The sequence below is a fragment of the Streptomyces sp. NPDC001848 genome (assembly GCF_042891915.1).
Lineage (GTDB): Bacteria > Actinomycetota > Actinomycetes > Streptomycetales > Streptomycetaceae > Streptomyces.
The window spans coordinates 141,392-165,688 of record NZ_JBIATP010000018.1; the positions used below are offsets into that span (position 1 = coordinate 141,392).

General features: G+C 71.1%; 17 protein-coding genes. 9 read left to right on the forward strand and 8 right to left on the reverse strand.

Annotation, left to right across the window (positions count from 1 at the left end; genetic code table 11):
* The first annotated feature begins 257 nt into the window (after positions 1-257).
* The 5 genes from ACFYZJ_RS31955 to ACFYZJ_RS31975 all read left to right on the forward strand — a co-directional run bounded on the left by ACFYZJ_RS31955 (position 258) and on the right by ACFYZJ_RS31975 (position 8,327).
* On the forward strand, positions 258-3,044 hold the full coding sequence (locus ACFYZJ_RS31955; RefSeq protein WP_388573762.1) for a nitrate- and nitrite sensing domain-containing protein: 2,787 nt from the start codon (positions 258-260) through the stop codon (positions 3,042-3,044).
* The gene (locus tag ACFYZJ_RS31960; protein ID WP_388573764.1) at positions 3,041-3,481 is read left to right on the forward strand and encodes a roadblock/LC7 domain-containing protein; all 441 of its coding nucleotides are present in this window, start codon (positions 3,041-3,043) and stop codon (positions 3,479-3,481) included. The genes ACFYZJ_RS31955 and ACFYZJ_RS31960 overlap by 4 nt, the downstream gene beginning before the upstream one ends.
* Before the next feature lie 9 nt (positions 3,482-3,490).
* Positions 3,491-3,886, forward strand: coding sequence for a DUF742 domain-containing protein (locus ACFYZJ_RS31965; RefSeq protein WP_388573766.1), 396 nt, complete (start codon positions 3,491-3,493; stop codon positions 3,884-3,886).
* 237 nt (positions 3,887-4,123) lie between these two features.
* Positions 4,124-7,741 carry a hydantoinase B/oxoprolinase family protein gene (locus tag ACFYZJ_RS31970; protein WP_388573768.1) on the forward strand — a complete coding sequence of 1,206 codons (3,618 nt, stop codon included), beginning with the start codon at positions 4,124-4,126 and terminating at the stop codon, positions 7,739-7,741.
* Positions 7,722-8,327: an ATP/GTP-binding protein gene (locus tag ACFYZJ_RS31975; protein ID WP_388573770.1), complete on the forward strand. Its 606-nt coding sequence runs from the start codon at positions 7,722-7,724 to the stop codon at positions 8,325-8,327. Before ACFYZJ_RS31970 ends, ACFYZJ_RS31975 begins: the two co-directional genes overlap by 20 nt.
* A gap of 140 nt (positions 8,328-8,467) precedes the next feature.
* Here the strand turns inward: ACFYZJ_RS31975 and glpK are convergent, their stop codons facing one another.
* The 5 genes from glpK to ACFYZJ_RS32000 all read right to left on the reverse strand — a co-directional run bounded on the left by glpK (position 8,468) and on the right by ACFYZJ_RS32000 (position 14,460).
* Complete coding sequence (gene glpK, locus ACFYZJ_RS31980) at positions 8,468-9,988, reverse strand: glycerol kinase GlpK (protein WP_388573772.1); 1,521 nt, start codon at positions 9,986-9,988, stop codon at positions 8,468-8,470.
* Between the two features lie 21 nt (positions 9,989-10,009).
* Positions 10,010-10,768 (reverse strand): MIP/aquaporin family protein, encoded by a 759-nt coding sequence (locus ACFYZJ_RS31985; RefSeq protein ID WP_388573774.1) that lies wholly within the window; start codon positions 10,766-10,768, stop codon positions 10,010-10,012.
* Positions 10,769-11,107: 339 nt separating this feature from the next.
* The gene (locus ACFYZJ_RS31990) at positions 11,108-12,748 is read right to left on the reverse strand and encodes an EAL domain-containing protein (protein WP_388573776.1); all 1,641 of its coding nucleotides are present in this window, start codon (positions 12,746-12,748) and stop codon (positions 11,108-11,110) included.
* Positions 12,749-12,847: 99 nt separating this feature from the next.
* Positions 12,848-14,038 (reverse strand): lipid-transfer protein, encoded by a 1,191-nt coding sequence (locus ACFYZJ_RS31995; protein WP_388573778.1) that lies wholly within the window; start codon positions 14,036-14,038, stop codon positions 12,848-12,850.
* Positions 14,035-14,460, reverse strand: coding sequence for a Zn-ribbon domain-containing OB-fold protein (locus tag ACFYZJ_RS32000; protein ID WP_388573807.1), 426 nt, complete (start codon positions 14,458-14,460; stop codon positions 14,035-14,037). The genes ACFYZJ_RS31995 and ACFYZJ_RS32000 overlap by 4 nt, the downstream gene beginning before the upstream one ends.
* Before the next feature lie 152 nt (positions 14,461-14,612).
* Here ACFYZJ_RS32000 and ACFYZJ_RS32005 point away from each other — a divergent pair, with 152 nt between their 5' ends.
* Entirely contained in the window at positions 14,613-15,422 is an 810-nt protein-coding gene (locus ACFYZJ_RS32005) for a M15 family metallopeptidase (protein ID WP_388573780.1), read from the forward strand.
* 47 nt (positions 15,423-15,469) lie between these two features.
* Positions 15,470-16,009, forward strand: coding sequence for an NUDIX domain-containing protein (locus ACFYZJ_RS32010; RefSeq protein WP_388573782.1), 540 nt, complete (start codon positions 15,470-15,472; stop codon positions 16,007-16,009).
* 46 nt (positions 16,010-16,055) lie between these two features.
* On the opposite strand, the gene ACFYZJ_RS32015 is transcribed toward ACFYZJ_RS32010, so the two are convergent.
* Positions 16,056-18,422: a glycoside hydrolase family 31 protein gene (locus tag ACFYZJ_RS32015; RefSeq protein ID WP_388573784.1), complete on the reverse strand. Its 2,367-nt coding sequence runs from the start codon at positions 18,420-18,422 to the stop codon at positions 16,056-16,058.
* A gap of 213 nt (positions 18,423-18,635) precedes the next feature.
* Here ACFYZJ_RS32015 and ACFYZJ_RS32020 point away from each other — a divergent pair, with 213 nt between their 5' ends.
* Together ACFYZJ_RS32020 and ACFYZJ_RS32025 are read left to right on the forward strand one after the other, a co-directional pair.
* Positions 18,636-20,603 carry an acetoacetate--CoA ligase gene (locus tag ACFYZJ_RS32020; RefSeq protein ID WP_388573786.1) on the forward strand — a complete coding sequence of 656 codons (1,968 nt, stop codon included), beginning with the start codon at positions 18,636-18,638 and terminating at the stop codon, positions 20,601-20,603.
* 111 nt (positions 20,604-20,714) lie between these two features.
* Positions 20,715-21,614 (forward strand): hypothetical protein, encoded by a 900-nt coding sequence (locus ACFYZJ_RS32025; protein ID WP_388573788.1) that lies wholly within the window; start codon positions 20,715-20,717, stop codon positions 21,612-21,614.
* A 73-nt stretch (positions 21,615-21,687) separates the two neighbouring features.
* On the opposite strand, the gene ptsP is transcribed toward ACFYZJ_RS32025, so the two are convergent.
* Positions 21,688-23,358, reverse strand: a complete 1,671-nt coding sequence (gene ptsP / locus ACFYZJ_RS32030) for a phosphoenolpyruvate--protein phosphotransferase (protein WP_388573790.1) — start codon at positions 23,356-23,358, stop codon at positions 21,688-21,690.
* A gap of 78 nt (positions 23,359-23,436) precedes the next feature.
* The gene (locus ACFYZJ_RS32035; RefSeq protein ID WP_388573792.1) at positions 23,437-23,886 is read right to left on the reverse strand and encodes a PTS glucose transporter subunit IIA; all 450 of its coding nucleotides are present in this window, start codon (positions 23,884-23,886) and stop codon (positions 23,437-23,439) included.
* Between the last annotated feature and the right edge of the window lie 411 nt (positions 23,887-24,297).

Sequence of the window (24,297 nt, forward strand, 5' to 3'; positions counted from 1 at the left end):
CGTTAAGATTCCCAACGAACGAAAAATTCCGGCCAAGACGCCCCCAATTCCCGGCCGGATACCCCACCGCGCCGCCTGCCGGTTGCGGGGAGGCGATCTCCCGTAATGGCAGGACAACTGCCCACCCCCGGCTGGTCTTCCACGGGTGGCGCGCCCGCTCGCCCCTTCGAGATAACTGTCGGTCGGTAGTAGGCTCGCGCCGTTTGTTGACGCACATGTGTACCCCCGGGACGGAGGGGGTCGAGCTGGGGGAGGCCATGCGCTTTCGCGGGAAGTCCATCCGCTGGAAGATCGTGGCGCTGCTTCTCGTGCCGCTGCTCTCCCTGACCGCCGTCTGGGCCTTTGCCACGGTCCTCACCGGCCGTGAGGCCCAGTCCCTGTTCAACGTCTCGCACATCGTCGAAGAGGTCGGCTACCCCACCGAGGACACCGTCCGCGTCCTGCAACAGGAGCGTCGCCAGACCCTTGTCTACCTCGCCGACCCGCGGGCCTCCGCCTCCCTCACCGCGCTGCGCCGCAGCCGCGCCGCCACCGACGAGGTGGTGGCCAAACTCCGTCGCAACAGCAAGGACGAGGACCTGCACGAGGACATGGGGCAGGGCACCGCCGAGCGCCTCGATTCCATCCTGGAGGCTCTCGACGGCATGGCGTCGCTGCGCCGCAGCGTCGAGGACGGCACCGTCAACCGCTCCCAGGCCCTCGACCTCTACGACCGGCTCGTCGACCCCTGCTTCGCACTGCTGGGCAATCTGCACCTCCTCGACAACGTGGAGATGGACAAGCAGGGCCGTGCCCTCGTCAACGTCTTCCGCGCCCGTGAACTGCTCTCCCGTGAGGACGCCCTCCTCGGCTCCGCGCTCGTCGCCGGTCGGCTCACCCGCGGCGAGATCCACGACGTCTCCGTCCTCGTCGCCCAGCGCTCCGTGATGTACGACGTCAGCCTGCCGCTGTTGCCGGAGTCGGAGAGTGGGCGCTTCCAGCGGTACTGGAAGAACGCCGACACCGCGCCCCTGCGCGTGGCCGAACAGGCCGTCATCGGCGCCACCCCCGGCGTCCCGCGCGGTGTGACCGCAAAGAGCTGGGACGAGGCCGCCGGTCAGGTCCTGGACCGGCTCGACCGGATGAGCACCCAGGCCGACGACCGCTACCAGGACCGCGTCCGCCCCCTCGCCGTCAACGTCATCATCAAGGCGGCCATCCCCGGCGTCCTCGGCCTCATCGCACTGCTGGTCTCCCTGATCATGTCCGTCCGGATCGGCCGCACCCTCATCCGCGACCTGCGTCGGCTGCGCCTGGAGGCCCACGAGGCGTCCGGGGTGCGGCTGCCCAGCGTGATGCGACGCCTCTCGGCGGGCGAACAGGTCGACGTCGAGACCGAGGTGCCCCGCCTGGAGTACGACAAGAACGAGATCGGCGAGGTCGGTCAGGCCCTCAACACCATTCAGCGCGCCGCCGTCGAAGCCGCCGTCAAACAGGCCGAGTTGCGCGCCGGCGTCTCCGAGGTCTTCGTCAACCTCGCCCGCCGCAGCCAGGTTCTGCTGCACAAGCAGCTCACCCTGCTCGACGCCATGGAGCGCAGGACCGACGACACCGAGGAACTCGCCGACCTGTTCCGCCTCGACCACCTCACCACGCGCATGCGCCGCCATGCCGAGGGCCTCGTCATCCTCTCCGGCGCCGCCCCCTCCCGTCAGTGGCGCAAGCCCATCCAACTCATGGACGTGGTGCGCGCCGCCGTCGCCGAGGTCGAGGACTACGAGCGCATCGAGGTGCGTCGGCTGCCCCGTGTCGCCGTCACCGGGCCCGCGGTCGCCGACCTCACCCACTTGGTGGCCGAGCTTCTGGAGAACGCCACCGTGTTCTCGCCGCCGCACACCGCCGTCCAGGTCGTCGGCGAGCGCGTCGCCAACGGCTTCACCCTGGAGATCCACGACCGCGGCCTCGGCATGACCGCCGAGGCGCTCATGGACGCCAACCTGCGGCTGGCCGAAACGCCCGAGTTCGAGCTCTCCGACACCGACCGGCTCGGCCTCTTCGTGGTCAGCCGGCTCGCCCGGCGGCAGAGCGTCCGCGTCTCCCTCCAGCCGTCCCCGTACGGCGGCACCACGGCCGTCGTCTTCATCCCCGACACACTCCTCACCGACGACGTCCCGGGCACCAACGGCGTCGGCTTCCGCCTCGACCGAGCCCTGCCCGACACGGCGTCCGACCCCCGCAAGGACCGCGCCTCGGCGCCGTCCCACGCCCCCGTCAGGCTCCCGGGTGTTCCCGCGTCGATCCTGGACGGCCCCGTCGAGCTGGAGGTACCCATCGACCTCGACGCGCTCGACGACTTCGCGGGCGCTCTCGGCGACCGGGACGACGAACGTGGCGTCTTCCGGCCCCGCCGCTCCCTCGCGGACCCCCCGGGCGAACAACACCGGCAGGCACGCGGCACACGGCGAGAGGCCGCCCGCACCGGCGACACCGACCATCTGGGCGCCCCCGTCCCGCTGCCGCACCGCCGCACCCCCAAGCTGGTCAGCTCCCACGGCCGCCCGGTGATCGGACAGGGACCCCGACGATCGGCAGCCGACGAGGAGCCGAGCTCGCCCAACCGCGGCGCGACGGGGTTGGAAGCCCGCAGGCCGTCCGGCCGCTCCGGGGAACCCAAGGCGGGTGTCACACGTTCGTACGATGATCGCACTGAGGTGGCTGCCCTGCCCCAGCGGCGCCGCACCCGGCCCCCGTCCGACCCGGACGGGACCATTCCCAGCCGGGACGCGGCGGCCGGAGAGGCTGACGGGGGCGCGGGCCCGCTGCCCCGCCGGGTACGGCAGGCCAGCCTCGCCCCACAGTTGAAGGACGGGCCCGACCGGCGCGCCGATCGCGAGCGGTCGGGCACCGCGAACCGGGCGGGGCTCGCCGAGCGCGACGCCGACGAGGTTCGCAGCCGTTTCGCCTCCCTCCAACGGGGCTGGCAGCGCGGCCGCGAGGAGAACGCCGCGGGCGACGAGGCCCAGGACGGCTCAGCACCACGAACGACAAAGGGGGACGGTCGATGACCGCACCGAAGGCCGCAGGGCCCACCGCGACCAACACGGCGTCGGGGGAGCTGAACTGGCTCCTCGACGACTTGGTGGAGCGTGTCGCCAGCATCCGCAAGGCGCTCGTGCTCTCCAGCGACGGTCTGCCCACAGGTGTCTCCAAGGAGCTGAGCCGGGAGGACAGCGAACACCTGGCCGCGGTCGCCTCCGGATTCCACAGCCTCGCCAAGGGCGTCGGCCGGCACTTCGACGCCGGCGGGGTCCGCCAGACCATCGTCGAACTCGACGAGGCCTTCCTGTTCGTCACCGCCGCAGGCGACGGCAGTTGTCTCGCCGTCCTGTCGGACGCCGACTCCGACGTCGGACAGGTGGCCTACGAGATGACCCTCCTCGTCAAACGGGTCGGCGCACATCTGGGATCCGCTCCGCGCTCCGATCTGCCCACGGGCGGGTAGTGGGACGGCATGAGCCGAGACGGTCAGGGAAGCAGCCACTGGTTCGACGACGAGGCCGGACCGGTCGTCCGTCCGTACGCCATGACGCGCGGCCGCACCAGCCACGAGGTGCAGCACCGCCTCGACCTGATCGCGGTGGTCGTCACCGAGCCGCACGTGGACGATCCCGAGACGAACCCGTCGCTGTCCCCGGAGCACGTGAACATCGTCGAACTGTGCCGTGACACCCCCCGGTCGGTCGCCGAGCTCGCCGCCGAGCTCGATCTGCCCGTCGGCGTGGTGCGGGTGCTCGTCGGGGACCTGGTGGACGAGGAACTGGTCCACGTCACCCGTCCCGTGCCGCCCGCCGAGTTGGTGGACGAGAGCATCCTGCGCGATGTGATCAACGGCCTGCGGGCCTTGTGAGCCGGGGGTGCCGCGCGCTCCGGCCGAGTGCGCGGCCATCCCCACCGGCCGCGCACGTGGCCCTGCCACCAGGACCGCGACGCACGGGCGGGGCGGCGCCGACGTGCCCTTCCGCGCGCGGACCGGCGCTAGAACCCCGGTCCCGATATGATCCAAGTGATCGTCGGCTACCCACCGCAGTGCGCCGATCACGCACCTGCGGGCAGGGTTCCGAGCAGCGCGATCGGAGAGACGGACGTGACCACGGGCTGGCAGTTCTGGGTCGACCGCGGCGGCACCTTCACCGACGTCGTCGCGCGCCGCCCGGACGGCCGGCTGCTCACCCACAAGCTGCTGTCGGACAACCCCCACCGATACGCCGACGCCGCCGTCGCCGGCGTACGTGAACTCCTCGAGGACGGCGGCGCCGTCGACGCCGTCCGTATGGGCACCACCGTCGCCACGAACGCCCTGTTGGAACGTACGGGCGAACGCACCCTCCTCGTCATCACCCGTGGCTTCCGCGACGCCCTGCGCATCGCCTACCAGAACCGCCCGCACCTCTTCGCCCGCGCGATCGAGTTGCCGGAGCTACTGTACGAGCGGGTCGTCGAGGTCGACGAACGCGTCACCGCCGACGGCACCGTCCTGCGCGTCCCTGACCTGGACGCCCTGGCCGGACCGCTGCGCGGGGCGTACGACGACGGGATCCGCGCGATCGCCGTGGTCTGCATGCACAGCCATCTGCACCCCGCCCACGAACGGGCCATCGGCGAGCTGGCCGCCCGCACCGGCTTCCCGCAGATCTCGCTGTCCAGCGAGGTCAGCCCCCTGATGAAACTGGTGCCGCGCGGCGACACGACCGTGGTCGACGCCTACCTCTCGCCGGTCCTGCACCGCTACGTCCAGCACGTCGCCGACGAACTGCACGGCGTACGACTGATGTTCATGCAGTCCAACGGCGGGCTGGCGGAGGCCGGACAGTTCCGCGGCAAGGACGCCATCCTGTCCGGACCCGCGGGCGGCATCGTCGGTATGGCCCGCATGTCGCAGCTCGCCGGCTTCGACCGAGTCATCGGCTTCGACATGGGCGGCACCTCCACGGACGTGTCGCACTTCGCCGGCGGGTACGAACGCGTCTTCACCACGCGGATCGCCGGAGTGCGGTTGCGGGCGCCCATGCTCGACATCCACACGGTCGCGGCGGGCGGCGGCTCGATCCTCCACTTCGACGGCTCCCGCTACCGCGTAGGGCCGGATTCGGCGGGCGCGGACCCGGGACCCGTCTGCTATCGCGGCGGCGGGCCGCTCACCGTCACCGACGCCAATGTGATGCTCGGCCGAATCCAACCCGCCCACTTCCCGCGCGTGTTCGGCCCCGACGGCGACCAGCCCCTGGACGACGCCCTCGTCCGCGAGCGCTTCGCCGCCCTCGCCCGCGACATCCGCGAGCGGACCGGAGACGACCGCACCCCCGAACAGGTCGCCGAGGGCTACCTGCAGATCGCCGTCGCCAACATCGCGAGCGCCGTCAAGCGGATCTCGGTGCAGAAGGGCCACGACGTCACCCGCTACGCGCTCACCACCTTCGGCGGGGCAGGCGGCCAGCATGCGTGCCTGGTCGCCGACTCCCTGGGCATCCGCACCGTCCTCGTACCCCCCATGGCCGGCGTGCTCTCCGCGCTCGGCATCGGACTCGCCGACACCACCGCCATGCGCGAACAGTCCGTCGAGGCACCCCTGGAGCCCGCCTCGATGCCCGGCGTCCTGAAGACCGCCGACGACCTCGAGAGCGCCGCCCGCGCCGAACTCCTCGCCGAGGACGTGCCCGAGGGCCGCATCCGGGTCACCCGCCGGGCCCAGCTGCGCTACGACGGCACCGACACCACGCTCACCGTCGAGCTGACCGAGCCCGGCGCGATGAGCCACGCCTTCGAAGAACGTCATCGCGCCACGTACTCCTTCACGCTCGACCGCCCGATCGTCGTCGAAGCCCTCTCCGTGGAAGCCACCGGCGTCACCGAACCCCCCGATCTCTCCGCCCTCGCCCCGTACGAGGGCCGCTCCGCTGCGCCGGAGTCCGTCCGCCTCCACACGGGCGGCGTCTGGCGCGACGTACCTCTCCACCGCCGGGAGCATCTGCCTCCCGGCGAAGCCGTCACCGGCCCGGCGATCATCACCGAGGCCAGTGCGACGACCGTCGTCGACGACGGCTGGCGAGCCGAGGCCCGGGACGACGGGCATCTGGTCATGGAACGTGTGGCGATCACGGAGAGTTCCCACCCGGACACAGAAGTGGACCCGGTGCTGCTCGAGGTCTTCAACAACCTCTTCATGTCCATCGCCGAACAGATGGGCGCCCGCCTGGAGTCCACCGCCCAGTCCGTCAACATCAAGGAACGCCTGGACTTCTCCTGCGCCCTCTTCGACCCCCAGGGCAACCTCGTCGCGAACGCCCCGCACATCCCCGTGCACCTGGGCTCGATGAGCACCAGCGTCAAGGAGGTCATCCGCCGGCGCGGCGACACCATGCGCCCCGGCGACACCTACGCCGTCAACGACCCGTACCACGGTGGCACCCACCTGCCCGACGTCACCGTCATCACCCCCGTGTTCGACACGGATGGCGACCGGATCCTCTTCCACGTCGCCTCCCGCGGGCACCACGCGGAGATCGGCGGCATCGCGCCCGGCTCCATGCCCGCGCACAGCCGCACCATCGAGGAGGAGGGCGTCCTCTTCGACAACTGGCTGCTCGCCGAGGGCGGCCGCTTCCGCGAGGAGGAGACGCTCCGCCTGCTGACCGAGGCGCCCCACCCGTCACGCAACCCGAGGACCAACCTCGCCGACCTGCGCGCCCAGATCGCCGCCAACCGCAAAGGCGTCGACGAAGTCGGCCGTATGATCGAGGACTTCGGGCTCGACGTGGTGCAGGCGTACATGAAGCACGTCCAGGACAACGCCGAGGAGGCCGTGCGCCGCGTCATCGACGCCCTGGACGACGGCGAGTACGCCTACGAGACCGACTCCGGCGCCGTCATCCGCGTCCGTGTCCGCGTGGACCGCGAGAACCGCTGCGCCACTGTCGACTTCACCGGCACGTCCGCGCAGCTCACGACCAACTTCAACGCACCCTTGTCCGTGGTGGACGCCGCCGTCCTGTATGTCTTCCGCACCCTGATCGCCGACGACATCCCCCTCAACGACGGCTGTCTGCGCCCTCTCGACATCATCGTCCCACCCGGCTCCATGTTGGCGCCCGAGTACCCGGCCGCCGTCGTGGCCGGTAACGTCGAGACCTCCCAGGCCATCACCGGGGCCCTGTACGCCGCGCTCGGGGTGCAGGCCGAGGGCTCCGGCACCATGAACAACGTCTCCTTCGGCAACGACCGGTACCAGTACTACGAGACGGTGGCCTCCGGATCCGGCGCCGGTCACGGCTTCCCGGGCGCGCCCGTGGTGCAGACCCACATGACCAATTCGCGCCTGACCGACCCGGAGGTCCTGGAGTGGCGACTGCCGGTGCTGCTCGAGGAGTTCGCCGTGCGCCGCGGCAGCGGCGGCGACGGACGCTGGCGCGGCGGGGACGGTGCCGTGCGCCGCATCCGGTTCCGGGAGCCCATGACCGTCTCCACGCTCTCCCAGCACCGCAGGATCCCGCCCTACGGCATGGCAGGCGGCAGGCCCGGGACACTCGGCGCGAACCGCGTGGAGCGCGCCGACGGGACCGTGGTGCGCCTCGCGGGCAGTGATTCGGCGGACGTCGGCCCGGGCGACGTACTCGTCATCGAAACCCCCGGCGGCGGAGGTTACGGACCGCCGCCGTCCGATCCCCGTCAAGCAGGAGAAGAGAACGATGGTCCTCGGGCGCAGTGAGCGCGGCAAGCCCCCGGTCGAGCCTGTCACGTTCAAGATTCTCGTGGCCGGCGGTTTCGGCGTGGGCAAGACGACCCTCGTCGGCGCGGTCAGCGAGATCAGGCCGCTGCGCACCGAGGAGGTGCTCACCGAGGCGGGCCGTCCGGTCGACGACACCCGAGGTGTGGAAGGCAAGCACACCACCACCGTCGCCATGGACTTCGGTCGCATCACCCTCCGCGAGGACCTGGTGCTCTACCTGTTCGGGACGCCCGGCCAGGACCGCTTCTGGTTCCTGTGGGACGAACTGGCCACCGGTGCCCTGGGAGCGGTCGTCCTCGCCGACACCCGCCGACTGCAGGACTGCTTCTCCGCCGTCGACTACTTCGAGCGCCGTTCCATCCCGTTCGTCGTCGGCGTCAACTGCTTCGACGGCGCGGTCCGGCACCGCGCCGAGGACATCCGGCAGGCCCTCGACCTGGACGACGACGTACCGGTCGTCCTCTGTGACGCCCGCGAGCGGGAGTCGGTCAAGGAGGTGCTGATCGCGGTCGTGCGGCACGCCGGGACGCGCACGGCCGACCACCGCGCGAGCGTCGCCACCTGATCCCGTGTGGACACGCAGGGGCGGCCCGTACCCCCGCCGACCGGGGTACGAGCCGCCGTCGCGCACGCGCGCGTGGCTCACGCGAGACGCACGCGGGCGTGGCTCACGCGAGACGCACGCGCGCGTGGGGACGGTGAGGGTCAGTCCGCCCCCTCCTCCTGCCAGCCGAAGCTCTTCTCCACGGCCTTGCGCCAGTTGCGATACTCCCGGTCGCGGACCGACGCCTCCATGGCGGGCCTCCACTCGACGTCCTTCTGCCAGTGCGACTTCAGCTCGTCCAGGTCGTTCCACACCCCGGTCGCGAGGCCGGCCGCGTACGCGGCGCCCAGGCAGGTCGTCTCGGAGACCTTCGGCCGGATCACCGGCACGCCCAGCACGTCCGCCTGGTGCTGCATCAGCAGGTTGTTCTTCGTCATGCCGCCGTCGACCTTCAGGGTGGTGATCGGCACCCCGGAGTCCTGGTACATCGCGTCCACGACCTCACGCGTCTGCCAGCTCGTCGCCTCCAGCACCGCCCGCGCCAGGTGGGCCTTGGTGACGTAGCGGGTCAGCCCGGTGACCACCCCGCGCGCGTCGGAGCGCCAGTAGGGGGCGAACAGGCCGGAGAACGCGGGCACGATGTACGCCCCGCCGTTGTCGTCGACGCTCGCCGCAAGCGTCTCGATCTCGTCCGCGGTGCGGATGATGCCCAACTGGTCGCGGAACCACTGCACCAGCGCACCGGTGATCGCGATCGATCCCTCCAGGCAGTAGACCGGCGCTTCGTCACCGATCTTGTAGCCCATGGTCGTCAACAGCCCGTTCTTCGAGGGCACCGGCCGGTTGCCGGTGTTGAGCAGCAGGAAACTGCCCGTGCCGTAGGTGTTCTTCGCCGTCCCCACGTCGTAGCAGGCCTGCCCGAACACCGCCGCCTGCTGGTCGCCCAGCGCGGAGGCGACCGGCACGCCCGCGAGTTGGCCGACAGCGGTCCCGTACACCTCGCAGGAGGACCTGATCTCCGGGAGGATCGCCTCCGGGACGTTCATGGCGGCCAGGATGGAGGCATCCCACTGGAGCGTCCGAAGGTTCATCAGCATGGTGCGCCCCGCGTTGGTGACGTCGGTGACGTGCCGTCCGCCGTCCGTGCCGCCGGTCAGGTTCCAGATGAGCCAGGAGTCGATGGTGCCGAACGCGATCTCGCCGCGCTCCGCGCGGGCCCTGAGCCCGGGCACGTTGTCCAGCAGCCAGGCCGCCTTGGGCCCGGAGAAATAGCTTGCGAGCGGTAGCCCGGTCTGCTCACGGAAACGGTCCTGCCCGTGGGAGCCGCCGAGTTCGTTGCACAGCGCGGCCGTCCGGGTGTCCTGCCAGACGATCGCGTTGTGCACGGGCTTGCCCGTGGCGCGGTCCCACAGGACCGTGGTCTCGCGCTGGTTGGTGATGCCGAGCGCGGCTATCTGGTCGGCCCGCAGCCCGGCCTTGGCGATCGCGCCCGCGACCACCGCCTGCACCTTGGACCAGATCTCCGTGGCGTCATGCTCCACCCAGCCCGGCTTGGGGAAGATCTGGCGGTGTTCGCGCTGGTCGACGGCGACGATCCCACCGCCCTGGTCGAAGACGATGCAGCGGCTGGACGTGGTGCCCTGATCGATCGCGGCGACGTACTTGCGGTCGTGCTCCGTCATGACGTCCCCTTCGTCAAAGGGTCAGAAGGCTGCTTTGTACACAAGGGCCGACAGCGCACCGCCGATCAGCGGTCCTACCACCGGTATCCAGGCGTAGCCCCAGTCCGACCCGCCCTTGTTGGGGATCGGCAGCAGGGCGTGGGTGATGCGCGGCCCGAGGTCCCGGGCGGGATTGATCGCGTATCCGGTGGGCCCGCCGAGGGAGAGCCCGATGCCGACGACGAGCAGGGAGACGAGCAGGATGCCGATGCCCGAGCCGTACGCCGTCGTGCCGGGGATGATGCCGATGCCGGTGCCGAGGTTCTTGCCGAAGAACAGGATGGGCAGCACCAGACCCATGGTCGCGATGATCTCGGTGATCAGGTTGGCGACCGGATTGCGGACCTCCGGGGCGGTGGAGAAGATCCCGAGCGTGGGCTGGGCCCTGTCCTCGTCGGCGTTCGCCTGGAACTGGGCGAAGTAGAGCAGCCAGGTCAGCACGGCACCGAGGATCGCGCCCGCCATCTGGCCCAGCACGTAGTACGGGACGTCCTGCCACTTGGTGATGCCGGCGATGGCGAGGCCGATGGTCACCGCCGGGTTGAGGTGTCCGCCGGACTTCGGGGCGGCGGTGTAGGCGCCCGCGAGGACGCCGAAGCCCCAGCCGAAGGCGATGACGACCCAGCCCGCGCCCCTGGCCTTCGAGTGGTGCAGGGTGACGGCGGCGCAGACTCCCGCGCCGAACAGGATGAGTATGGCCGTGCCGATCAACTCGCCAACGAAGATGCTTGCATGCGTCATGGCGGCTCCTAGGCCCTCGCCCCGGGGTCCGGTCCGGCCCCGTGTCGGTCCTCCGTGCAGGGTGCGTTTCCCTTGGCGACTTCAGCCGAAGGCAGGGAGATCCCGAGCCCCGCCCGGCGTCCGCGACGAGCGTGCCTGTACAGCGGAACCGCCCGGTGGGGGATGACCCGTGGTACGGGGGTGGGCCTCGGGGCGCATGACCCGAATGCGCCCGAATGCGGCGATGCCGACTGACATCCGGAAGTTTTACGCCGCACCCACCGAGCGTCAAGGCAGGCGACGTAAAACGGTGGGGAGGCATCCGCAGGATCTGGGAGAAGGGGCGGCCGCGGCCTGTTGTCAGCGGCCACCCGGGGCGCCCGCCGGGGCCGGAGCCGGGAGCGAGCCGCGCCGGATCTCGTGGCCCGGGAGCCCGGCCCGGCCCAGGACCCAACTCGCGCCGCTCAGCGCCTTCGCCGCCTGCTTGAGGGGCGCCAGACATGCCGCCGCCTGACGGTGGTCGGTCACACTGCCCGGTGCGCACAGAACCGTGGCCAGTGACAGCGTGATCGTGCGCCCGCCCGCCGACCAGGGCGCGTCCAGCACCGACACGGCGAGTGGATCGAGCCTCTCCGGATCAGCCAGCACCAGGAAGTCGTCCCCGCCGATGTGTCCCACCCGGGTGCTCCCCGACGCGGCGCCCTGCAACGCGTGCCCGACCGCACGGATGAGCTCGTCGCCGGCGGCGAACCCCGCCCCGTCGTTGACCTGCTTGAAGTGGTCGATGTCCAGCCAGCTCAACGCGAACGTCCGTCCGTCCGCGATCCGCCGGTCCACCTCACCGGTGATCGCGTCCGACCCGGGCAGCCGGGTCAGCGGATTGAGCCCCGCCGCCTCCTCGACCCGGCTCTCGGCCAGCGCCCGCACGAGGTCCGCGAGCCGCACGACGGCCACGCACCGCCCCTGGTGGTCGACCACCGCCACGTCGTCCGAGGTGCGGTCCCGTCCGCCGACCGCGACCACGTCGAGCACCTCCCAGGCCGTGGCGTCGATGCCCACCGTGCGCGGCGGATCACCCAGCTTGGCGGCGGGCCGATCGGCGTACAGCGCATGCCCGTACCGCCCCGACATCGACAGCAGGAATCGCGAGCGGTGCACCGATCGGACGGGCACGCCGGCCGGGTCCACCAGCAACACTCCGGAGACCTCGGGCGACCCGGTGAGCAGCGCCCGCACCTGGCCCGCCGAGGCCGTGGCGGGCAGCAGCGCGGCGGGCCGCAGGAACTGCCGCACCGACGGCCCGGTACGCGCGGTCGCCGGCACGGAAGGGGCCGCCACCGGTACGTACACGTCCACGGCGGGCCGCCGGGACGGCGGCGCGAACAGATCGCCCTGCGCCAACTGCGCCCCCGCCGCCCGTACCGCCGCGCACTGCGTCTCGGTCTCCACGCCCTCGACCGACAGCAGCGCACCCAGCTGCTCGCACAGCGTCCGCATGGCCCGCACAACGGCCGGCCGCGTCAGCAGGGACGCGTCGAGCTTCAGCAGGTCCGGCGCCATGTCGGACAGCAGGCGCAGTGGTATGTCGCCGTCCCCGACTCCGTCCGCGCAGATCCGGAAGCCCTCGCCGCGCAGCACCCTCACCCCGTCCGACAGGGCCCGGTGCGGTACGTGCGTGTACGGCGGGCCGATGTCGACCGTCACCTCCCACGGCAGCCGCCCCGCTCGGCGCACGGCCTGCCGCAGGGCGGTGAGCCCACCGAGATCGGCGAGCGTCGCCGCGAACACGTTGACGTGCAGCGGCAGCAGAGTCTCCGTCCGCGTCGCCGCGCCGACCGCCAAAGCGGCCAGAATGCCGTCGAGTTCAGGGTCCCGACGGGCCTGCGCGAGGACATCGCCGGTCTCCGGGCGCGCGAGGATCTCCAGTGCCGCCACCCCTCCGGTCGTCAGATTGACCACCGGCTGGAAGGCGAAGCGGATGCTGTCCGTCCAGGAGGGCACGTAAGCATGATGGCGTCGTCGGCGTGCGCCCAGGCCGAGTTCATGACCTGTTCACACAGCATTCCCGAGTGATCACCCAGCGTGAGGGGTCTCGCCGTATCACCGCACCGCGATCACCGCCGATCCGTGTCCGAACAGCCCTTGGTTCGCCGTGATCCCGGTGCGTGCGTCCGCCACCTGGCGGTCGCGCGCCTCACCCCGCAACTGCCAGGTCAGCTCGCACACTTGGGCGATCGCCTGCGCCGGGACCGCCTCGCCGAAGGACGCCAGGCCACCGCTCACGTTCACAGGTATGTGCCCGCCGAGCGCTGTGGCGCCCTCTCTCAGCAGTTTGGCCCCCTCGCCCTCCGCGCACAGCCCCAGGTCCTCGTACCACTGCAGTTCCAGCGCGGTGGACAGGTCGTACACCTCGGCGAGGGACAGGTCCCCGGGCCCGAGCCCCGCCTCCTCGTACGCGGCTCGCGCGATCGACGCGCGGAACGTCTCGGGTGCCGGCTCGACCGCCACCGCCGAGTCCGTCGCGATGTCGGGCAGGTCGAGCGCGGTGTTGGGATAGCGCGGCGTCACTGTGGACACCGCCCGTATCCGCACCGGCCGCGCCGCTCCGTGCCGGTGCGCGAACTCCATGCTCGACAGGACGAGCGCCGCCCCGCCGTCCGAGGTCGCGCAGATGTCGAGGAGCCGCAGCGGATCGGCCACCACCGCAGAGGCGGCGACCTCCTCGGCGGTGACCCGACTGCGGTACCGGGCGTTCGGATTGAGGGCTCCCATGGCCGCGTTCTTCACCTTGACCCGGGTGAAGTCGTCAACCGTGTCCCCGTGGACGGCCATCCGGCGGCGGGCGTACAGACCGAAGTAGGCCGGGTTGGTCGCCCCGAGGATCCGGAACCGCAGCCAGTCAGGATCGTCGGGCCGGTCACCGCCCGCGGGGCGGAAGAACCCTTTGGGGGCCGACTCGGCGCCGACCACCAGTACCACGTCCGCGAGCCCCGAGAGGATCTGAGCCCGCGCGGTGTTGACCGCCTGCGCGCCCGAGGCGCACGCCGCGTACACGCTCGTCACTCGCGCTCCCTGCCAGCCGAGCGCCTTGGCGAACGTCGCCCCCGCCACGTATCCGGGATAGCCGCCCCGTACGGTTTCCGCACCCACGATCGAGCCAACGTCCCGCCAGTCGATGCCCGCGTCGGTGAGCGCGGCCCGCGCGGCCACCGTCCCGTACGCGACGAAGCCGCGTCCCCATTTGCCCCATGGATGCATGCCCGCGCCGAGCACCGCCACGTCGTCCGTCATCCCGCCACCCCCGTCGGCCGCCAGTGCCATGTCGTCCAGGTCGTCTCCGCGTCCTCGTGCAGCACCCCGGGGACGACCTCCGCCTCCATGCCCACCGCCAGATCGGCTACGGCCACCCCCGGAACCGCCTGCCCGAGCACCACGATGCGCTCTGCTTCCAGTTCCACCGCGATCAACGCGTAGGGCTTCCATGGAAGTTCCGGATTCGTCACATAGGGTGACGGAGGTCGGTAACGAGTATCGGTGTACGACCAGATTCGCCCTCGTTTGGACAGTGGTAGTTCGGTGAGGTCGCCTCCCTGGCAGCCGGGGTTGCGGCAGCAGACGTCCTCACGCGGGAAGAACACCGTCCGGCAGGCGGAGCACCGTGTGCCGACAAGGCGGAAGTCTTCTCCCTCGCATGTGAACCATCCGGCGACCACCGGGGTGTGGATCCGCGACATGGCCCCTCCTTGGCAAGGATCTGACGGGACGTCAGGAGTCTGGCACGTGATCGCGGAAATCGGCAGACGGGCCGTCGAACGGCACAGGCGTTCTTCCCCACCGCACCCCTCGACTGATAAATGCAAGGGACATGACGCGTCGCTCGGTCGTCGTACGAAGCCTCGTCGCCGCGCTCGCCGCGCTCCTCGCCGTCGTCTCCGCCCCGGCCACGGCTCCGGCCGCGCCGGAGCCCAAGGCGCCCTCGGACTTCGTCGCGCTGAGATCCGTGGACCCGACGATCCTGCAGGAGATTCGGTACTTCACCCCGCACAACTTCGTCGGCGAGCGCATCGACGGCTACCGACAGCCCCTGTGCCTCCTCACCCGCCCGGCCGCCGAAGCGCTCCACAAGGCACAGACGAAGCTCCTGCGCGAGGGCTACACGCTCAAGGTGTACGACTGCTACCGGCCGCAACGCGCCGTCGACCACTTCGTGCGCTGGGCGAAGGACCTCGACGACCAGAAGATGAAGCCGGAGTTCTATCCCCGGGTCGACAAGACGCGTCTGTTCGCGGAAGGTTACGTCGCGGAGAAGTCCGGGCACAGCCGCGGATCCACCATGGACCTCACGATCGTCCCACTGCCCGTCGGACCGACCCGTCCCTACGTCCCCGGCCGGCCGCTCGTGCCGTGCTACGCGCCGAAGGCCGAACGCTTCCCCGACAACTCCGTCGACATGGGCACGGGTTTCGACTGCTTCGACACCCTCGCCCACACGGACGACCCCCGGATCATCGGCGATCAGCGCGCCAACCGACAGCTCCTGAAGCGCACGCTCCAAGGCCTCGGCTTCGTCAACCTCGCCGAGGAGTGGTGGCACTACACCTACAAGCCGGAGCCCTACCCCGACACCTGCTTCGACTTCCCCGTGTCCATGAAGTCGCTGACGCCCTCCCCCTGAGCGGCCCCCGGAAGACGCCGCACAGATGATCGGATACAGTCCGCCACGTGTCCGAATCCCCGATCCCGTCCGCCGTCGACTCCGTGCCGGACTCACACTGTTCGGGCTGCGGAGCGCCCTACGGAGAGGGCATCTCCGGCTGGCCCCGCACCTGCGCCACCTGCGGCACGGTGGCCTACCGCAACCCGCTGCCCGTCGCGGTCGCCCTCCAGCCCGTGTACGACACCAAGGGCACGTCCCTCGTCGTCATCACCCGAACCATCCCGCCCGCGCGCGGAGGTATCGCCCTACCCGGAGGGTTCATCGACCACCGGGAGGACTGGCGGCACGCCGTCGTCCGGGAGCTGAAGGAGGAGACCGGCATCGACGCCGCCGCCCGCGATGTGCGGCTCGTCGACGCGATGAGCTCGCCCGACGGCCACCTGCTGCTGTTCGGGCTTCTCCCGGAGCGTCCGGCCGCGGACCTGCCGCCGTCCACCGGCACCGACGAGACGGAGGGCTGGCAGCTCCTGCGCCGACCCGCCGAACTCGCCTTCCCGCTGCACACACTGGCAGTGCAGGGGTGGTTCGAGGGCCGCTACGTGTGAGCGCGCGCGGGGACGCGCGCAGCACAGCCGCGCGCGTCCCGCCCGGTCATCCGTGGTCGAGGCCCCGCACCCGCACCGGATACGCGGGGTCGCCGCTGCCTCCCTCCTCGTCCCGCCGGACCACCACCCGGCGCCCCTTCCACCGAGTCACATAGCGCTCGATCTCCGGCTCCTCCCAGCCGTCACCCGCGTCCGGCACAACCGTTCCGCCCCCGGACCGCCCCCGCGCCGGCGCCCAGGCCTCCAGCTCCATATCCCCGTCCGCACCCCGTACGGGCAGGACGGCGCCCGCACGCGCGAACACCGGAATCCGCCCCAGGGGCGCCTCGACCAGCACCCGGCCCGGCCCTTCGTACACCGCCTCGGTCACCGTGTCGTACCAGCGCCCCGGCGGCAGCAGCACCCTCCGACGGACCGCGCCGGCCTCCAGCACCGGTGCCACCAGGAGGCTGTCGCCGAGCAGGAAGGCGTCCTCGCAGTCCCTCAGCGCCCTGTCCTCGGGCGCGCCCCACCACAGGGGCCGCACATAGGGCGCACCTGTGCGGCGCGCCAGATGCGCCAGGGTGACGAAGTACGGCAGCAGCCGCCGTCGCTCGGCGAGCGCCACGCGCGCGTGCTCCAGAACGTCGTCGCCGAACTCCCAGGGCTCCCGTCGCCCGGCGCGCAGACTCGCGTGGGTGCGGAACAGCGGCAAGTAGGCGGCGAGCTGAAACCAGCGCAGATACAGCTCCGGCGGCGGACTCCCGTCGAAGCCGCCGACGTCCGGCCCGGAGTACGGCACGCCGCACAGCCCGAGTCCCAGCACCAGCGACAACGAGGCGCGCAGCCCCGGCCAGCCCGTGGCCACGTCCCCGGACCAGGTCCCGCCGTAGCGCTGTATGCCGGCCCACCCCGAGCGCGAGAAGAGGAACGGCCGCTCCTCGGGGGCGAGGCCGAGCAGCCCCTCGTACGCGGCCCGCGCCATGCACAGGGCGTACACGTTGTGGGCCTCCCGGTGGTCACCGCCACGGCCCTCCAACGCGTGCCGGGCCGAGCGCGGCAGGGTGTTCTCCCCGAAGGCCGTGAACGACACCGGCTCGTTCATGTCGTGCCAGAACCCCGCGAAGCCCTGGGCGAGACGCTCCTGGTAGAGCCCGCCCCACCACGCACGCACGCGCGCGTGCGTGAAGTCGGGATATACGGCCTCACCGGGCCACACGACCCCTTCCACCGGCCGCCCCGACACGTCCCGCACGAACGCGTCCTCGGCGCGCCCGCTGTCGTACACCGGATCGCCCGGCTCCGCCTTGACCGCCGGGTCGACGATCGACACCAGGCGGATCCCGTCCCGGCGCAGATCCTCGGCGAGCACCGGCAGCTTCGGAAAGCGGTCCTGGTCGACCGAGAACACCCGGTGGCCGTCCAAGTGGTCGATGTCGAGATGGACGGCATCGAGCGGAAGGTCGTGTTCCGCGTACCCGGCGACGATCCGGCGCACCTCCTGCTCACTGCCGAAGCCCCACCGCGCGTGATGGTGCCCCAACGCCCAGGCCGGCGGCACAGCGGGCGCCCCGGTCAGCGACGCCCAGACGCGCAGCACGCGCGCGGGGGTGCCCACCATCACCCAGCAGCGCAGCGGACCGCCGTCCATCCGCACCTCGCAGGCTCCCGCCCGGTCGTGCCCGGAGCCCGCACCCTCCTCGCCCTCGCGCAACGTCACCGTGCCGTCCCACGAGGTGTCGTGAAAGACCAGATGGGTCCCCGCGTCGGCCACCACCATCTGGACCGGCATCGTGATGTAGAGGGGGTCGTCTCCGGGCCCGAACGGCCGCCCCGGGTCCGTGTTCCACAACCGATACGTCCCGTCGCGCAGTCGCGGCCCTTTGGCCCGCCCGCCGAGCCCGAAGAAGCGTGCGTCGGGCGCCACTTCGGCCCGCTGCATCCAGCGCGCCCCGCCCCCGTCCACCGGCTCCCACCACCGGGGCGGAAGATCCCGGCGCAGGGTCACCCCGCCGGGTGTGCACACCTCGATCGCGCCGTGCCGCGACACCACGACCGTGACGCGCTCCGCCACGACCCGCCAGCCGCCGTCCTTGTCCGGCTCCAGCACAGCCCGCAGATCCGGTTCGGGGCAGCGACCCGCGAGCGCGTACGACGGCTCCGGTTCCACCCCGTCCCAGCCCCAGAACACCGCCCCGTTCACCGCGACCATGATCCGCAGCTCGGCGCGCGTGAACCGCACGACACCGCCGCCCGGCCCTGGCTCCACGTCCCGTACGGGGCCGGGCACCCGCGCCCGCTCGGCGCCCCGCCGCGGCAACCCGGTGGCGTCGGCACGCCGCCTGCGCCACGCGGCCCGCACAGTGCGCAGACCACCTGCCGCCCCCGCCGCACCGACCGCTTTCACCGAACGCACCAGGTCACGACCGTCCATGCTGCTCACCCTGCCACTGACGTCCTCGTACAGGGGCGCCGTTCAACTGCCGTTCACCTGTGTTGAGAGCACAGCTTCGCGATGCCGACTATGTGGAGCACACCCTGGTGCAGAAGTCGATCACATGGCATCGTCCATGTCAGCCGCGTGACGCGCACACCCCAGCACGTGCGCGGACCACGCACACGACGCGTACAGTCCGGGAGCCGCCCCATGACCTCAGCGAACCCCACGCCCCTGTGGCAGCCCGACGCGGACCGCATCGCCCGGGCACAGATCACCAGGTTCCAGGCCTGGGCGGCGGAACACCACGGGGCACCCGCCGAGGGCGGCTACCCAGCGTTGCACCGCTGGTCGGTGGACGAGCTGGAGACCTTCTGGAAGGCCGTCACGGAGTGGTTCGACGTACGGTTCTCCACGCCCTACGCGCGCGTACTCGGCAACCGTTCCATGCCGGGCGCCGAATGGTTCCCCGGGGCGACCCTGAACTACGCCGAACACGCCCTGCGCGCCGCGGCCACCCGAGCCGACGACCCCGCCCTGCTGGCCGTCGACGAGTCCCACGAACCCCGCCCGGTCACCTGGTCCGAGCTGCGCCGCCAGGTCGGCTCCCTCGCCGCCGAACTGCGCGCCCTCGGTGTGCGCCCCGGAGACCGCGTCAGCGGCTATCTGCCCAACATCCCCGAGGCCGTCGTCGCCCTTCTCGCCACAGCCGCCGTCGGTGGTGTGTGGACCTCCTGCGCTCCCGACTTCGGCGCCCGCAGCGTCCTGGACCGCTTCCAGCAGGTCGAACCGGTCGTCCTGATCACCGTCGACGGCTACCGCTACGGCGGCAAGGAGCACGACCGCCGCGAGATCGTCGCCGAACTCCGCCGCGACCTGCCCACCCTGCGAGCCGTCGTCCACATCCCGCTGCTCGGCACGGATGCCCCCGAAGGCGCCCTGGAGTGGTCGGCCCTGACCTCGTCGGACGTCGAGCCCGTCTTCGAGCAGGTCCCGTTCGACCACCCACTGTGGGTGCTGTACTCCTCAGGCACCACCGGCCTGCCCAAGGCCATCGTCCAGTCCCAGGGCGGCATCCTGGTCGAGCACCTCAAGCAGCTCGGCCTGCACTGCGACCTCGGACCCCAAAGCCGCCTCTTCTGGTACACGTCCACCGGCTGGATGATGTGGAACTTCCTCGTCTCCGGCCTGCTGACGGGCACCACGATCGTCCTGTACGACGGCAGCCCCGGCCACCCCGACACCGGCGCCCAGTGGCGCGTCGCCGAACGCACCGGGGCCACCCTCTTCGGCACGTCCGCCGCGTACGTCATGGCCTGCCGCAAGGCGGGCGTGCACCCGGCCCGCGACTACGACCTCACGAGCGTGCAGTGCGTGGCCACCACCGGCTCGCCGCTGCCGCCGGACGGCTTCGCCTGGCTGCACGACGAGGTCCGCGACGACCTGTGGATCGCCTCCGTCAGCGGCGGCACCGACGTGTGCTCCTGCTTCGCGGGAGCCGTACCGACTCTTCCCGTCCACATCGGAGAACTCCAGGCGCCCGGCCTCGGCACCGACCTGCAGTCCTGGGACCCCAGCGGCAAGCCCCTGATCGACGAGGTCGGCGAGCTGGTCGTCACCAACCCGATGCCCTCCATGCCGATCCACTTCTGGAACGACCCCGACGGCAGCCGCTACCACGAAAGCTACTTCGCCATGTATCCGGGAGTCTGGCGCCACGGCGACTGGATCACCCTCACCTCCCGCGCTTCCGTGATCATCCACGGCCGCTCGGACTCCACGCTCAACCGCCAGGGCGTTCGCATGGGCTCGGCCGACATCTACGAAGCCGTCGAACGCCTTCCCGAGATCAGGGAGTCCCTCGTCATCGGCATCGAGCAGCCTGACGGCGGCTACTGGATGCCCCTGTTCGTCCACCTGGCCCCCGGAGCCGTCCTGGACGACGCCCTGCTGGGCCGCATCAAGCAGACGATCCGCGAACAGCTCTCGCCCCGCCACGTCCCCGACGAGATCATCGAGGTCCCGGGCGTTCCGCACACCCTCACGGGCAAGCGCATCGAAGTCCCGGTCAAACGCCTCCTGCAGGGCGCCTCGCTGGAAAAGGCCGTCAACCCGGGCTCCATCGACAACCTCGAACTGCTCCACTTCTACGAGGACCTGGCCCGCAAACGCGCCTGACGCACTCCGCCGAGCCCCCGCGACGGCCTGCCGGCCGCCCGACCGGCAGGCCGTTGTCAGTGCCGCCCCTTACGTTGAGTGAGCACAGATCGACTGTACGTAGGGGGAATCATGCGCCACACCGAGCAGCAGACCATGCGACGCACCCTGCGCCGCGAGATCGCCGGCACCATCGGCCTGCTGACCGACGAACACGACTTCACCGCGATGCGGCGCTACCGCACCTTCACCTTCGACGACCACGCGACCTACCTGCGGCAGGTCGAAGCCCTGCTCAGGACCCTCGCGGCACAGGGCAGCCATACCACGGTCGCCCTCTTCGACCCCGAGGAGTACGCGGAGTTCTGCGCCCACAACGGCCTGGAACCGGACACCCCGTCCAGCCGCACCCGCTTCACCGCGGAACTGGCCGCCACCGGACCGGCCCTCCCGTACGAAGGACAGCCCCTGGCCGAACTCGTCCCCGACCTGATCGACGAGGCGGTACGGCAGGCCACGTGGCAGTACGCGACGACGGTACTGGCCCGGCTGGGCGCCTGCGCCACCTGCGGCGAGGACATCGGACGCTCCGCCTTCGCTCAGGCCTCCCGCCTCCTCGCCCGCATCCTCGACACCGCGAGCCCCGGCCACCGTCACCTCGTGTGCAGCGTCTCCGCCGCACCCGAGACACTCGTCGCCGTCCTCCACTCCGACGAGGACCCTGATGGCACGGCCCGCCTCGACGAGACCGAGGCACTGGAGTTCACCAGCGTCCTCGCCCTCGGCATCGCCACCCACAGCGCCGGCGGCCTCGTCATGCGCACCACCGCGCCCGGCACCCCCGACCGTGTCTACGGCTGGCGCCTACGCGGCGAACGACTGGAACCACTCACCGCCGCGGAGGTCTTCGACGCCTACTGCACCGACGTCGAATCCGGTGACCTCGTCTCGCCCGAATCCGGCGTCGACTACTGCGCCCCACCCGACCTCGGAGACGACGGCCTCACACCCGGCCACAACACCCACGGATGAACGGGCGAGGGGCGCTCCACCAGCAGGCGGAGCGCCCCTCCCGGCACGGCACCGGAGCGACGACGTGTGTCGGCTACTCGCCGGACAGCACCGTCTGAGCCGCCAGGCGCGCCTCGTCGGCGGTGTCCGCGGCCCGCGCGGCCGCCGCGGCCCGCTCACACTGCGCCAGCGTGTACTTCGCCAGCGTCGCCCGGACATAGGGAATCGACGCCGCACCCATGGACAGGGAGGTGACGCCCAGACCCGTCAGCACACACGCCAGCAGCGGATCCGACGCGGCCTCGCCGCAGACACCGCAGCTCTTGCCCTCGGCCTTCGCCGCCTCGGCGGACAGCGCGACCAGATCGAGCAGCGCAGGCTGCCACGGGTCCTGCAGACGCGACACCGCACCCACCTGACGGTCCGCGGCGAACGTGTACTGCGCGAGGTCGTTGGTCCCCAGCGACAGGAACTCGACCTCCTGCAGGATCGAACGCGCCCGCAGCGCGGCCGACGGGATCTCCACCATGGCTCCGAACTTCGCCCGCAGCCCGGCCTCCCGGCACGCGTCCGCGAACGCCTTGGCGTCGGTGCGGTCGGCGACCATCGGCGCCATGACCTCGAGGTACACCGGCAGCCCCTCCGCGGCCTTCGCGAGCGCGGTCAGCTGCGTGCGCAGCACCTCCGGGTGGTCGAGCAGCGTCCGCAGACCGCGTACACCCAGTGCCGGGTTCGGCTCGTCGGTGGGGGTCAGGAAGTCAAGCGGTTTGTCCGCACCCGCGTCCAGCACACGGACGACCACACGGCCCTCGGGGAACGCCTCGAGGACCTGCCGGTAGGCCTCGATCTGCTTCTCCTCGGACGGCGCCTTCTTGTTGTCGTCGAGGAACAGGAACTCCGTACGGAACAGACCGACACCCTCGGCGCCCGCCTCGACTGCGGCCGGCACGTCCGCCGGACCACCGATGTTCGCCAGCAGCGGCACCTTGTGGCCGTCGGCCGTGGCACCCGGCCCCGTCGAGGCCGCCAGGGCCGCCCTGCGCTCCGCCGCCGCGGCCTCCAGCTGCGTCTTCTTGTCGTCGCTGGGGTTCACGAATATCTCGCCGGTGCTGCCGTCGACGGCGATCACCGTGCCCTCGGCGAGCTCGCCCGCACCGGGCAGCGCCACCACGGCCGGGACGCCGAGCGCCCGTGCCAGGATCGCGCTGTGACTGGTCGGCCCGCCCTCCTCGGTGACGAAACCGAGGACCAGGGACGGATCGAGCAGGGCCGTGTCCGCCGGCGCGAGATCCCGGGCGACCAGGACGTACGGATCGTCGCTGTCCGGCACACCCGGCATGGGCACTCCGAGCAGCCGCGCGACGATACGGTTCCGCACGTCATCCAGATCGGCCACACGCCCGGCGAGGTACTCCCCGGCGCCCGCCAGCAGCTCCCGGTACGCGGCGAACGCGTCGTACACCGCCCGCTCCGCCGTGCTGCCGACGGCTATACGGCGCTCCACGTCCGCCATCAGCTCGGGGTCCTGGGCCATCATGGCCTGGGCCTCCAGCACAGCCTGCGCCTCACCGCCCGCGAGATTGCCGCGCGCGATCAGATCGGCCGCCACAGCTTCCACGGCCTGGCGTGCGCGCCCCTGTTCGCGCTCCGCCTCCTCCGCCGGGATCTGCTTCGCCGGGGGCTCGAGCACCGCCGTCCCCATATGCCGAACCTCGCCGATCGCCACACCGTGGCTCACACCGACGCCTCGCAGCGTTGTCTCCATCTCACCCGTCTCCGAATCATGCGGGGGGTCCCGCCACCGCGATGGTTGTCTGTTGTGCCGTTCAGTACGGCGCCGGCATCACTGCCAGGAGAAGAGCTGGTCGCCCGCCTTCACGTCGCCGTCCTCGCGGAGACCGGACAGGGAGTCGGCCGTGGCCTCGAGCGCCACCACCGGGCACACCGGGGACTTACCGGCCTGCTCGACGGCGGCCGGGTTCCAGCGCACGACGGCCTGACCACGCGTGACGGTGTCTCCCTTGCTGACCAGGAGTTCGAAGCCCTCACCGTTCAGCTGCACGGTGTCGATGCCCAGATGGGTCAGGACGCCGTGTCCCTCACCGTCCACCACGACGAAGGCGTGCGGATGAAGGGACACGATGACTCCGTCCACGGGGGAGACGGCCTCCACGGGCTCCCGTACGGGGTCGATCGCCATGCCGGGACCGACCATCGCTCCCGAGAAGACGGGGTCCGGCACTGCGGCGAGTCCGATCGCACGTCCGGCGAGCGGGGACGTCACGGTGGTCATGGGAAGCCTCCCAGGGGTGGAGATCCAAACGGGCCGTCACTGCCTGTCCCGGACGGCGCACTGGGCAGCAGCGTATGTCATATGAACTGCCGGTTCCGCATGAGACGTACGGGTTGTCGACCCTTGGAACGCAGCACGAGCGATTTGCACCCGCTCCCGGGCCGGTGTACAGTCGTACTCCTGCCTGGGGCGGAGCGATGCGACCGAGCGTCGTTGGCCGGGCAGCACCCAAACTTGTCAGATCCTATCTCGGGATCCGTTTTGCATGCCTGCAGGACGGTGGTCAGAGAGACGGAAAAACACTGATAGAGTGTGGAACACCGAAGGGAAGCGCCCGGAGGAAAGCCGAGAGAGTGAGTCTCTCCGGTGAGTACGAAGGAAGCGTCCGTTCCTTGAGAACTCAACAGCGTG

Bases quoted from the DNA above. Each gene is read 5' to 3' on its own strand.
- ACFYZJ_RS31960 (WP_388573764.1), top strand. From the start codon at position 3,041: ATGACCGCACCGAAGGCCGCAGGGCCCACCGCGACCAACACGGCGTCG.
- ACFYZJ_RS32035 (WP_388573792.1), bottom strand. From the start codon at position 23,886: ATGACCACCGTGACGTCCCCGCTCGCCGGACGTGCGATCGGACTCGCC.
- ACFYZJ_RS31965 (WP_388573766.1), top strand. From the start codon at position 3,491: ATGAGCCGAGACGGTCAGGGAAGCAGCCACTGGTTCGACGACGAGGCC.
- ACFYZJ_RS32005 (WP_388573780.1), top strand. From the start codon at position 14,613: ATGACGCGTCGCTCGGTCGTCGTACGAAGCCTCGTCGCCGCGCTCGCC.
- ACFYZJ_RS32020 (WP_388573786.1), top strand. From the start codon at position 18,636: ATGACCTCAGCGAACCCCACGCCCCTGTGGCAGCCCGACGCGGACCGC.
- ACFYZJ_RS31995 (WP_388573778.1), bottom strand. From the start codon at position 14,038: ATGACGGACGACGTGGCGGTGCTCGGCGCGGGCATGCATCCATGGGGC.
- ACFYZJ_RS32015 (WP_388573784.1), bottom strand. From the start codon at position 18,422: ATGGACGGTCGTGACCTGGTGCGTTCGGTGAAAGCGGTCGGTGCGGCG.
- ACFYZJ_RS31985 (WP_388573774.1), bottom strand. From the start codon at position 10,768: ATGACGCATGCAAGCATCTTCGTTGGCGAGTTGATCGGCACGGCCATA.
- ptsP (WP_388573790.1), bottom strand. From the start codon at position 23,358: ATGGAGACAACGCTGCGAGGCGTCGGTGTGAGCCACGGTGTGGCGATC.
- ACFYZJ_RS31975 (WP_388573770.1), top strand. From the start codon at position 7,722: ATGGTCCTCGGGCGCAGTGAGCGCGGCAAGCCCCCGGTCGAGCCTGTC.
- ACFYZJ_RS32025 (WP_388573788.1), top strand. From the start codon at position 20,715: ATGCGCCACACCGAGCAGCAGACCATGCGACGCACCCTGCGCCGCGAG.
- glpK (WP_388573772.1), bottom strand. From the start codon at position 9,988: ATGACGGAGCACGACCGCAAGTACGTCGCCGCGATCGATCAGGGCACC.
- ACFYZJ_RS31955 (WP_388573762.1), top strand. From the start codon at position 258: ATGCGCTTTCGCGGGAAGTCCATCCGCTGGAAGATCGTGGCGCTGCTT.